Annotated in this window: 13 protein-coding genes; 1 reads left to right on the top strand and 12 read right to left on the bottom strand. The window is 63.3% G+C overall.

From position 1 onward, the window contains the following. Window positions 1-56 precede the first annotated feature (56 nt). Window positions 57-1937, top strand: a complete 1881-nt coding sequence (locus B0E42_RS24560) for a TonB-dependent receptor domain-containing protein (protein WP_077508023.1) — start codon at window positions 57-59, stop codon at window positions 1935-1937. Between the two features lie 138 nt (window positions 1938-2075). On the opposite strand, the gene B0E42_RS24555 is transcribed toward B0E42_RS24560, so the two are convergent. The 12 genes from B0E42_RS24555 to nrdR all read right to left on the bottom strand — a co-directional run bounded on the left by B0E42_RS24555 (window position 2076) and on the right by nrdR (window position 10905). Next, window positions 2076-2861, bottom strand: a complete 786-nt coding sequence (locus tag B0E42_RS24555) for a cobalamin-binding protein (RefSeq protein WP_077508020.1) — start codon at window positions 2859-2861, stop codon at window positions 2076-2078. Continuing rightward, window positions 2861-3280 carry a hypothetical protein gene (locus B0E42_RS24550; RefSeq protein WP_018607049.1) on the bottom strand — a complete coding sequence of 140 codons (420 nt, stop codon included), beginning with the start codon at window positions 3278-3280 and terminating at the stop codon, window positions 2861-2863. Before B0E42_RS24550 ends, B0E42_RS24555 begins: the two co-directional genes overlap by 1 nt. Beyond that, window positions 3277-3894, bottom strand: a complete 618-nt coding sequence (ribA, locus tag B0E42_RS24545) for a GTP cyclohydrolase II (RefSeq protein WP_014340439.1) — start codon at window positions 3892-3894, stop codon at window positions 3277-3279. Before ribA ends, B0E42_RS24550 begins: the two co-directional genes overlap by 4 nt. A 109-nt stretch (window positions 3895-4003) precedes the next feature. After that, the gene (locus B0E42_RS24540; protein ID WP_077508017.1) at window positions 4004-4762 is read right to left on the bottom strand and encodes an ABC transporter substrate-binding protein; all 759 of its coding nucleotides are present in this window, start codon (window positions 4760-4762) and stop codon (window positions 4004-4006) included. 11 nt (window positions 4763-4773) lie between these two features. After that, entirely contained in the window at window positions 4774-5277 is a 504-nt protein-coding gene (locus B0E42_RS24535) for a phosphatidylglycerophosphatase A (protein ID WP_003206020.1), read from the bottom strand. Beyond that, entirely contained in the window at window positions 5274-6239 is a 966-nt protein-coding gene (gene thiL, locus B0E42_RS24530; protein ID WP_077508014.1) for a thiamine-phosphate kinase, read from the bottom strand. The genes B0E42_RS24535 and thiL overlap by 4 nt, the downstream gene beginning before the upstream one ends. A 21-nt stretch (window positions 6240-6260) precedes the next feature. After that, window positions 6261-6761 carry a transcription antitermination factor NusB gene (nusB, locus tag B0E42_RS24525; protein WP_003185935.1) on the bottom strand — a complete coding sequence of 167 codons (501 nt, stop codon included), beginning with the start codon at window positions 6759-6761 and terminating at the stop codon, window positions 6261-6263. After that, the gene (ribE, locus tag B0E42_RS24520) at window positions 6758-7234 is read right to left on the bottom strand and encodes a 6,7-dimethyl-8-ribityllumazine synthase (RefSeq protein ID WP_003206025.1); all 477 of its coding nucleotides are present in this window, start codon (window positions 7232-7234) and stop codon (window positions 6758-6760) included. Before ribE ends, nusB begins: the two co-directional genes overlap by 4 nt. Window positions 7235-7481: 247 nt before the next feature. Next, window positions 7482-8573 carry a bifunctional 3,4-dihydroxy-2-butanone-4-phosphate synthase/GTP cyclohydrolase II gene (ribBA, locus tag B0E42_RS24515; RefSeq protein WP_003206026.1) on the bottom strand — a complete coding sequence of 364 codons (1092 nt, stop codon included), beginning with the start codon at window positions 8571-8573 and terminating at the stop codon, window positions 7482-7484. A gap of 16 nt (window positions 8574-8589) precedes the next feature. Beyond that, the gene (locus tag B0E42_RS24510) at window positions 8590-9264 is read right to left on the bottom strand and encodes a riboflavin synthase (protein ID WP_018600195.1); all 675 of its coding nucleotides are present in this window, start codon (window positions 9262-9264) and stop codon (window positions 8590-8592) included. Window positions 9265-9310: 46 nt separating this feature from the next. Next, window positions 9311-10444: a bifunctional diaminohydroxyphosphoribosylaminopyrimidine deaminase/5-amino-6-(5-phosphoribosylamino)uracil reductase RibD gene (gene ribD, locus B0E42_RS24505; RefSeq protein WP_077508011.1), complete on the bottom strand. Its 1134-nt coding sequence runs from the start codon at window positions 10442-10444 to the stop codon at window positions 9311-9313. Next, window positions 10441-10905 (bottom strand): transcriptional regulator NrdR, encoded by a 465-nt coding sequence (gene nrdR / locus B0E42_RS24500; protein ID WP_013694316.1) that lies wholly within the window; start codon window positions 10903-10905, stop codon window positions 10441-10443. Before nrdR ends, ribD begins: the two co-directional genes overlap by 4 nt. Window positions 10906-11094: the final 189 nt, after the last annotated feature.

The following is an 11094-nucleotide window of genomic DNA, read 5'->3' as shown; positions in this document are numbered from 1 at the left end:
GCGAGCAAGCCCGCTCCCACATTGGTTTTGTGTGGACCCAGTCATCACGGAACCCCATGAAACTCCGCCTAGCCCTCACCCTCTCCCTACTCCCCACCCCCGACCTGCTGGCCGACACCTTCGAGCGCGACCAGGCCCTGAAGCTGCCCGACATCGTGATCAGCGCCAACCGCCAGGTCGAAGCCCGCAACGACAGCAGCGCCGCCAATACCGTGTTCACCCGCGACGACATCGATCGCTTGCAACCGGCCAGTGTCACTGACTTGCTCAGCCGTGTGCCAGGCGTGCAGGTGGCACCGCTGGGTGGGCGCGGCAGCCTGCCGGGGATTTACATTCGCGGCACCAAATCGGCCCAGAGCCTGGTGCTGGTGGACGGTCAGCGCATCGGCAACGCCACCTCCGGCGACAGCAACCTGCAACGCCTGAACATCAACCAGATCGAGCGCGTGGAAGTGCTGCGCGGTTCGCGTTCGGTGATCTACGGCGCCGATGCGGTGGGTGGGGTGATTCAGATTTTCACCCGCCGCGGCAACGAGCAAGGCCTGCAACCGCGCCTGCATATGGGTGTCGGCAGCCACCAGACCTGGGAACGCAGCCTGGGCCTGTCCGGCGGCGACGAGCAGACCCGCTTCAACCTCGGCGCCAGCCTCGACGAGAGCGCCGCAAGCAATCGGACCCGCGAGTCCTACGCCAGCGACCGCGACGACGACGCCAACCGCAACCAGTCCTTCAGCCTGAGCCTGAGCCATGCGGCCAGCGATGACCTGGAAGTCGGCCTGAACCTGCTGGATAACCGCGGCAAAAGCGAATACGACAACCCGTTCGGCCGCTTCGACCCGACCACTTTCGAATCCCTGCCCCAGCAACCCTACAGTGAGTTTGCGGTGAGCAGCTTCAGCACCTATGTGGACGGGCGAATCAATGACGCCTGGAAATCACGCCTGGAACTGGGCCACAGCGAGAACCGTGAAAAAACCTTCGACAAGCTCAGCGATGTCCGCGAAGTGTTCAACACCTACCGCGATTCCGTGACCTGGCAGAACGACGTGACGCTGGACGCGCGCAACAGCCTGATCGTCGGCGGTGACTGGTATCAGGACCGGGTCAACAGCAGCACGCCGTTCGACGAAGACAGCCGCTGGAACCGTGCCGCGTTCATCCAGCACCGCCTCCAAGCCGAAACCTTCTCCACCGAACTGGGTCTGCGGCGCGACCAGAATCAGCAGTTTGGCGGCCAGAACAGTTGGAGCGGCACGCTCACCCTGCCGATCAACCCGGACAACGACGTATTGCTGACCTACAGCGAAAGCTTCCGCGCGCCGACCTTCAACGACCTGTACTACCCGGACTTCAGCAACCCCGGCCTGAAACCCGAAACGGCAAAAAGCTACGAGCTGCAATGGCGCAGCCAGCTGAGCGACAGCGCCCGCCTGGAGACCTCGCTGTACCGCACGGACCTGGAAGACGCGATCATCTTTGGCAGCAACTCACGCCCGCAGAACGTCGCCTCGGCGCGGATCAACGGTTTTGAGATGGCCTACCTGCAGGATGTGTTCGGCTGGCAGGGCAACCTGGGCCTGGCCATCATCGACCCACGCGACCGCGACAGCGGCCACACCCTGGCCCGCCGCGCCCGACGGACCTTGAGCCTGGACCTGGACCGCCAATTCGACCGCCTCGGCCTGGGCGCCACCTGGCAAGCGGTGAGTGGCAGCTACGACGATGAAAACAACCGCAATGCCCTGGGCGGCTATGCCCTGCTCGGGTTGCGCGGCAGTTGGGCATTGACCCGGGAGGTTAAGCTGGAGATGAAGGTGGATAACCTGCTGGACAAGGGTTACAGCCGAGCGCTGTATAGCCATGAAGGTCTGCAACATGGGTATCGGGAGGAGGGTCGGACCTGGTTGTTTGGGGTTACTTGGACCCCCTCCCCCTAATCCAGGATCGGTGGTGTTTGGGCTGGCCTCATCGCGAGCAGGCTCGCTCCCACAGTAAGTCTGTTGTGGACACAACATCGGCGTTCGCCACAAATCCACTGTGGGAGCGAGCCTGCTCGCGATTGGGATCACCGCGGTCTATCTGTCTGGCGCAATCAACTCACATAACCGCGCCATCGCCTCGATCATCTGCCCACTGGGCCGCTCCAGCCCCTTGTCATTGACCAGCAACAACCGCCCCTGCGCCACCGGCCAGGTTTTCCAGGCGTCGAGTTGCGCCTGCTCCGTGGCCAGGATGATGTGCGGATTGCGCTGCAGCACCGCTTCCACACTCACCTGCGGGGCCGGCAGGCTCAGGTCGGCGAAGACGTTGCGCGCCCCGCATACCGCCAGCGCATCACTGATGATCTGCCCGCCCCCGACGGTGTACAGCGGTCGGTCCCAGACCTGGTAGAACACCGGCAACGGTGGGTCCCGTCGATAGCGCTGGCGTAAGGCCTCAAGACGCACACGCAATTGCGCCGCCCGTTGCACGCCCCGCTCCGGGCGGCCGAGTTGCAGGGCAATGTCTTCAATTTGCGCGATGAGCTGGTCGAGGCTCCGGGGTTCGGCGACGTAGAGGGGGATGCCCAGGCCCTTGAGCTGTGCGCGCTGGGCCGGGCCGACACTGCCGGGCCAGAGCAGGAGCAGGTCGGGCTGGAGGCTGAGCAAGCGCTCCATGTCCAGTTGGCCGTAACGCCCTACGGAAGGCAGGTCTTTAAGGATTGGCGGACGCTCACCGCCATCCAGCACGCCCACCAAGAGGTCGGCGGAGCCCAGTTCAACGACGATTTCCGACAACGACGGCGCAAGGCTGACGACCCGCGTCGCCGCCATCGTCGAGGCGCTGACGGCCAGCAGCAAGACCGCCAGCCAGCGGTTCATCAGCCGAGTTGGCGCGGGATGCGGTACAGGTAGAACAACACGGTGGTCGACAAGGCCAACAGCATCAACGGCACCGCTTCCAAGCCCACGAACACCGCAAGGGCGCCGACCCAGGCCGGTAGCCCGGCCACCAGGAAGGCCGCGCGGCGACGAGCTGCCAGGTCAATCCAGGCCTGGGGTTCTTCGGGCGTGTCGAGGGCTTTCTGGGTGGCGATCAAGGCCTGTTTATAAGGCCCGAAGAAACGCAGGCTGACAAACATCGAGGCCACGCCGGCAATGAACAACGGCATCGCCAGCACTGGAAGAATCGCTTCGCCCTCACCGAACACCGCGTTGATCACAAACAGAGGCAACAAGGCCAGCGCCAGGTATTTCCACCAACTGACGGACAGTCGCCGCCGAACCTGACCGCGCGTCACGCCCGGTCAACCTCGCCTTGGTGCTCGTTGCCCATCATGTGGTCGAGCTTGCTGGCCTTGGTCGCCAGGTAGAGTTTGTTGTGGGGGTTGTGGCCGGTGTGCAGCGGCACACGCTCGGCCACCACGATGCCCATGTCGGTCAACGCCTTGACCTTGCGTGGGTTGTTGGTCATCAAGCGCAACGACTTCACGCCCAGATGTTCCAGCATCGGCAGGCAGATGCTGTAGTCACGCAGGTCAGCGGCAAAACCGAGGCGTTCGTTGGCTTCCACGGTATCGGCGCCGCCGTCTTGCAGTTCATAGGCGCGGATCTTGTTCAACAGGCCAATGCCACGGCCTTCCTGGCGCAGGTACAGCAGCACGCCACGGCCTTCGCGGGCGATGGCTTGCAGCGCGGCCTCGAGTTGCGAACCGCAATCGCAACGCTGGCTGAACAGGGCGTCGCCGGTCAGGCATTCGGAATGCAGGCGGCCCAGCACCGGAGAACCGTCGGCGAAATCACCCAGGCTCAGCACGACGTGCTCGCGGCCGGTGGCTTCATCGAGAAAACCATGCATGGTGAATTGCGCAAAGGGCGTTGGCAGCTTGGAAGCGGCAACAAAAACGACAGGCACCGGTGTGCTCCTGATCTAGTACTGGAGATTCGCAGAGGCGGGCATTGTAACAGCACGATCCGACGGACGCTTAGGCTGAATTATCGCCTATTAGCATCGAAAAGTTTGATCAAGGCTTCGGTGGTTTGCCGTGCTCGTCGAAAGGATAGGGTTGCTTCCAGCGTTCGAAAATCGGCTTCAGCTCACCGCTCTTCACCAGCACTTCTATGCGTCGGTCGAACAGCGCACGCAACGTACGGCCGTTTTCGTTGTTGGCGAAGCCCAGGTACAGCGGCAAGTTGATCAGCGGCGAGAGCTTGAATTGCTTGGGATCGTCGGCCTTGGCGAGCACTTCCTCGATTTCCATCGATGCATCGATGTAGAAATCCGCTCGCTCATGAATCAGCATCGGCAAGATACCCACCGCCCGGTGGATCTCATTGAAACGCCGGATGTTGGGCAGGTAGTTGTTGTATTCGTACCCGCGCATCCATACCAGCCGATAGCTGCCAATCGTCGCCAGGGTGGGCGTCGGCTTGGACGCCAGCCCCAGGGCATAGATGTGATCGACGTCGTAATGCCACTTCGGGTAAAGCACGCCTTCGGACTCATCCCGATAGGCGCCGACCTGCACATCGACCTCGCCGCGCTGCACCAACCCGATCGAGCGGGTGTAGGGCACGCTGCGGATCTCCAGCTTGACGCCTTCAGGTTCGAACACCGCACGCAGGATGTCCCAGCCCATGCCCTGACCGTCGGCCTGGGTGTAATCGGCCCACTCCTCGCTGGCCGCGCGGACCTTGCCAGGCAGCGGCGTCGACTCGGCCACCCTCGTCCCTATACAGGCTCCCAAACACAGCAACAGCAGTAGTGCGCGGCTTACGCCCATGCCTGACTCCCTCAGGTGAAACACCACACCAATCCTTGCATTGCCAGCCAGGCGAAAACCCCGGCCAAGACATCATCGAGCATGATTCCGACGCCTCCGTGCACATGCCGGTCGATCCAGCGGATTGGCCACGGCTTGAGGATATCGAAGAAACGGAACACCAGGAAACCCGCCAGCAACCAATACCAGCCTTCCGGTACCAACCACAAGGTGATCCACATGCCGACCATTTCGTCCCAGACGATGCCTTCATGATCGTGCACCCGCAGGTCGTCCGCCACTTTGCCACACAGCCAGAAGCCAAACAGCATGGTGATGCCCAGCATCAGCCAATAACCCCAGTCCGGCAACATCTGCCATAACGGTATGAAGGGTAGCGCAACCAGCGAGCCCCAAGTACCCGGGGCCTTGGGTAAAGTACCCGAACCGAAGCCAAATGCCAGGAAATGCCAGGGATTGCGCCAGACCGAAGGCGGAACGAACTCTGCCGGGACCTGGTTGGGATGATCTGTCACGGTGTCTCCCGAAAATGTTGATAGCCCCGCACTCGCGGAGTGATGTCGTGCCCGTCGCTGTCGACCAGCGTGACACCTTGCCCGGCCAGCACGCTGCCGATCACATGGATCGGCCAGCCTTCGGCCTGCAACGCCGACAATCGGCTCGGTGGCACGGCGAACAGCAGCACGTAATCGTCACCGCCGCTCAGGGCGACCTGCTCGGCGTCCGCCCGGCCAAGAAACGCTAGCAAAGCGTTGGACAGCGGCAATCGGTCCCGTTCAACCTGTAAAGCCACCCCGGACGCCACGGCGATATGCCCGCAATCGGCCAACAGGCCATCGGAAATATCCATCGCCGCGCGGGCCTTGCCCCGCAGCGCCAGGCCCAGGTCGATCTGCGGACGCGGCGACCAATAATGGGCCAGCAGCGGCTCAACAATCGCAGGTTCGGCACTGCGCTGGCCGAGCACCAGTGGCAATGCGCCGGCGGCATTGCCCAACTCGCCGCCGACACACAGCAGGTCGCCGGGCTGCGCGCCGCTACGGGTCAGGGCCTGGCCGGACGGCACGTGGCCGAACACGGTCATGGTCAGGCTCAGGGGCCCACGCGTGGTATCCCCTCCCACCAGCGCCACGCCACAGACCTGGGCCATCTGGTTCAAACCGCGGGCATAGGCTTGCAGCCAATCGGCGGTCACCGTCGGCAAGGTCAGGGCAAGGGTAAAGGCGAAAGGCTTGGCGCCCATGGCAGCCAGATCGCTGACCGCCACGGCCAGCGAGCGCTGGCCGAGCAGGAACGGGTCGCACGGGTCTGGAAAATGCACACCGGCCACGAGCGTGTCGGTGGACACCGCCAGCTGTTCCCCGGGAGGAACGGCCAGCAAGGCGCAGTCGTCGCCGATCCCCAGCGCAACGCCCTCGCCGCCCTGCGCGCAAGGCGCGGCGGCGAAGTAGTTACGGATCAGCTCGAACTCACCCATTAAGTGTCGTTCAAGCGCCAATCAGCGCTTGAACGCCTTCACTTCAGCTTCACGCAGACGCGGGGCGAGTTTGTCGAGCACACCGTTGACGAACTTGTGGCCATCGGTGGAACCGAAGACTTTCGCCAACTCGATCCCTTCGTTGATCACTACCCGATACGGTACGTCGACGCGCTTGAGCAGTTCCCAGGTGGACAGGCGCAGCACCGCCAGTTCAACCGGGTCCAGCTCTTCGATGGTCAGGTCCAGGCAAGGCGTGAGCGCGGTGTCGATTTCGGTCTTGAACTGCGGGACCCCGTGCAGGATCTCGCGGAAGTAAGCACCGTCGACATCACTGAAATCGTTGTCGACCCGAAACTGCGCTTCGATCTCGTTCAGCGATTGCTTGGCCATGTGCCATTGATACAGCGCCTGGGTCGCGAGCTGACGGGCTTCGCGACGCTTGACGCTTTTTGACGGCTTGCCGGCATCCGCAGGCTTTGGATCGCGCGGGTTGAAACGATCGCTTTCGTCGCTAATCACTTGGCCTCCAACTGCGCCAGCAGGCTGACCATTTCCAGGGCGGACAGGGCCGCTTCGGCACCTTTGTTACCGGCCTTGGTGCCGGAACGTTCGATGGCTTGCTCGATGGAGTCAACAGTCAGTACGCCGAAAGCGACTGGCACGCCGAATTCCATGGACACCTGGGCCAGGCCCTTGGTGCATTCGCCGGCCACGTATTCGAAGTGCGGAGTACCGCCACGAATGACCGCGCCCAGGGCGATGATCGCCGCATACTCGCCCTTTTGGGCGACTTTCTGCGCAACCAGCGGAATTTCGAAGGCGCCAGGGGCACGGATGATGGTGATGTCGCTTTCGCTCACGCCATGGCGAACCAGGGCATCGACCGCACCGCCAACCAGGCTCTCGACCACGAAACTGTTGAAACGGCCCACTACCAGAGCGTAGCGGCCTTTGGGGGCGATGAAGGTACCTTCGATGGTCTTCAGGGTCATTCGTCAGATCTCTTAAAGAGCCGGAGCGCGTTCTATAACGCGCTCCTCAGTGATATTAGCCACGAATACAGGGCTGTGGATCCCGGACTACCATTGGCTCGTACATCTGTGGCGAGGGGATTTATCCCCGCTGGGCTGCGCAGCGGCCCCTCTTTTTGGGACTGCTTCGCAGTCCAGCGGGGATAAATCCCCTCGCCACAATGATCTAACCAGCCTCAGGAACAATAATGCCGGAATCCGCGGGCCATTATTCGGAGGGCACGTATTCTACAACTTCCAGATCGAAACCGGATATCGCATTAAATTTCATTGGTGCGCTCATCAGGCGCATTTTTCGTACGCCCAGGTCACGAAGGATCTGCGAACCGGCACCGACGATGCTGTAGGTGGTCGGTTTTTTCACCGCCGCCTGGTCACCGGTTTCACGGATGTGCGCCAACAGCACGTCGCCATCGAGCGGGTGGCCGAGCAGCAGCACCACGCCGCTGCCGGCCTCGGCCACCGCAGCCATGGCGGCCCGCAGGCTCCAGCGGCCGGGTTGCTTGACCATCAACAGGTCGCGCAACGGGTCCATGTTGTGCACACGCACCAGGGTCGGTTCTTCGGCACACACGGTGCCCAGGGTCAGCGCCATGTGCACGTCGCCTTCCACCGAGTCGCGGTAGGTCACCAGGTTGAACTGGCCCAATTCGCTGTCCAGCGGCTGCTCGGCAATCCGCTGAACGGTACGTTCGTGGATCATCCGGTAGTGGATCAGGTCGGCGATGGTGCCGATCTTGATGTTGTGTTCGGCGGCGAAGGTTTCCAGTTCCGCGCGACGGGACATGGTGCCGTCGTCGTTCATCACTTCGCAGATCACGCCGCTGGGTTCAAAGCCCGCCATGCGCGCCAGGTCACAGGCCGCTTCGGTGTGGCCGGCGCGAGCCAGGGTGCCGCCGGCCTGGGCCATCAGCGGGAAGATGTGGCCGGGGCTGACGATGTCTTCGGCCTTGGCGTCCCGGGCGGCAGCGGCCTGCACGGTGCGCGCGCGGTCAGCGGCGGAGATACCGGTGGTCACGCCCTCGGCGGCCTCGATGGACACGGTGAACTTGGTGCCGAAGCCCGAGCCGTTGCGCGGCGCCATCAGCGGCAGCTTCAGCAGCTCGCAGCGCTCGCGGGTCATCGGCATGCAGATCAGCCCACGGGCATGCTTGGCCATGAAGTTGATGTGCTCGGCCTTGCAGCATTCAGCGGCCATGATCAGGTCGCCTTCGTTCTCGCGGTCTTCGTCATCCATGAGGATGACCATCTTGCCTTGGCGGATGTCTTCAACCAGTTCTTCGATGCTATTGAGCGCCACGCGGCACCCCCTTGGGTCAGGATTTGAGGTAGCCGTTGGCGGCCAGAAAACTTTCAGTGATGTTACCCGGCTTTTGTGGGGAGCCCGGCTCTGCGGCCTTGTCGCCCAACAACAGGCGCTCCAGGTAACGGGCCAGCAAGTCGACTTCCAGGTTGACCCGGCGACCTGGCCGGTACGAGGCCATGATGGTTTCGCTCAGGGTGTGGGGAATGATTGTCAGCAGGAATTCGGCGCCATCCACCGCGTTGACCGTCAGGCTGGTGCCGTCGACGGTGATCGAACCTTTGTGGGCGATGTACTTGGCCAACTCCTTCGGCGCGCGAATGCGAAACTCCACGGCCCGGGCGTTATCCGTGCGCGAGACCACTTCGCCAACGCCGTCCACGTGGCCGCTGACCAGGTGCCCGCCCAAGCGAGTGGTGGGGGTCAGGGCTTTTTCCAGGTTGACCGGGCTGCCGCTCTTGAGGTCGTTCATGGCCGTGCAGTCGAGGGTTTCGCGGCTGACGTCCGCCAGGAAACCGTTGCCTGGCAATTCGACGGCCGTCAGGCACACGCCGTTGACCGCAATGCTGTCGCCCAACTTGACGTCGCTCAGGTCGAGCTTGCCGGTTTCGACGTAGACCCGCACATCGCCGCCCTTGGGGGTGAGTGCACGGATGCTGCCGATGGATTCGATGATGCCGGTAAACATGGAGTCCTCCTCGAGAACGGACCGCCGCTTGCGCGAAAGCCGGGAATTATACGCTCGCCTGCGCAACGGGAACGGCGATGACTCGCCAGTCATCGCCCACGGCGCGGATTTCGGTGATTTTCAGCTGCGGGGCGTCCTTCATCTGCGCCAGCGGCCAGTCCAACAGCGGTCGCGCCGAAGAACCGAGGAACTTGCCGGCGATGAAAATCTGGAACTCATCGACCAACCCTTGCTGGGCGAAAGCCCCCGCCAGGCGCGGACCGGCTTCCACCAGCACCTCGTTGACGCCACGACCCGCCAGCTCCACCAGCAGGCGATGCAGATCGACCTGACCGTCATCGCCCGCCACGATCATGCATTCGGGGCCGTGGGCGTATTGTTCTTCCACCGCCATGCAGGTAGCGACCAGCGCCGGGCCGGCCTTGAAAAACGCGGCATCCAGCGGCACCCGCAGGCGCCCGTCCACCAGCACCCGCAGTGGCGGACGGCTCATGACCAACGCGGTCTGCTCGGTATCGAGCCCCAGCTCATCGGCGCGCACGGTCAGCCGGGCGTTGTCCGCCAGCACCGTATCGGCGCCGGTCAGCACCACACTGGCCTGGGCGCGCAGGCGTTGGACCGCCGAGCGTGCAGCGGCGCCAGTGATCCACTGGCTTTCGCCGCTTTCCATGGCGGTGCGGCCATCGAGGCTCATGGCGAGCTTGACCCGCACGAACGGCAGGCCGTGCTCCATGCGCTTGAGGAAACCTTCATTGAGCTTGCGCGCTTCGCCTTCCAGCACGCCGCTTTCGGTGGCGATGCCGGCCTGGGCCAGCCGTTGCAGGCCACGCCCGGCGACTTCCGGGTTGGGGTCCTGCATCGCCGCCACCACCCGCGCCACACCGGCGTTGACCAGCGCATCGGCACACGGCGGCGTACGCCCGTGATGGCTGCACGGCTCGAGGGTCACGTAGGCCGTGGCGCCGCGGGCCTGTTCGCCAGCGGCGCGCAGGGCATGGACTTCGGCATGGGGCTCACCGGCGCGGATGTGCCAACCTTCGCCGACAATCTGCCCGTCACGCACGATCACGCAACCGACCCGGGGATTGGGGTGGGTGGTGTAGTGACCGCGCCGCGCCAACTCCAGGGCACGGGCCATGTAGTGGGCGTCGAGGACGGCCTGCTGCGCCGAGGCGGTCATTCTTTCACCGGTTCGCGGGCCAGGCGGTCGATTTCTTCGCGGAACTCGTTCAGGTCCTGGAAGCGCCGGTACACCGAGGCGAAACGGATGTAGGCGACTTCATCGAGCTTCTGCAGCTCGGCCATCACCAACTCACCGACCACCAGGGATTTGACCTCGCGCTCGCCGGTCGCCCGCAGCTTGTGCTTGATGTGCACCAGCGCCGCTTCCAGGCGCTCGACGCTCACCGGGCGTTTTTCCAGGGCGCGCTGCATGCCGGCGCGCAGTTTTTCTTCGTCGAACGGCTGGCGGCTGCCGTCGGTTTTGATCAGGCGCGGCAACACCAGTTCAGCGGTCTCGAACGTCGTGAAACGTTCGCCGCAAGCCAGGCATTCGCGGCGGCGGCGGACTTGTTCGCCCTCGGCGACCAGTCGCGAGTCGATGACCTTGGTGTCGTTGGCACCGCAGAATGGACAGTGCATGGTGGCAGGCAACAAAAAAAGGGAGGGCCATGGTAGCGCATCCCACTGGCAAGACAAGCCATAGGGTTTACGGTATACAGACGGGCTTACCGTCAGATCCATGGAATTCACCTTGCTGGAGCCACACATGCCGCTACGATCGCTCGTTCTGCTCAGTTTTTTCAGCCTGCTGATGGCGTGCAGCAGCGA

Source organism: Pseudomonas sp. A25(2017) (assembly GCF_002001065.1).
Classification (GTDB): Bacteria; Pseudomonadota; Gammaproteobacteria; order Pseudomonadales; family Pseudomonadaceae; genus Aquipseudomonas; species Aquipseudomonas kilonensis.
This window is presented reverse-complemented; position numbering and strand designations above follow the sequence as displayed.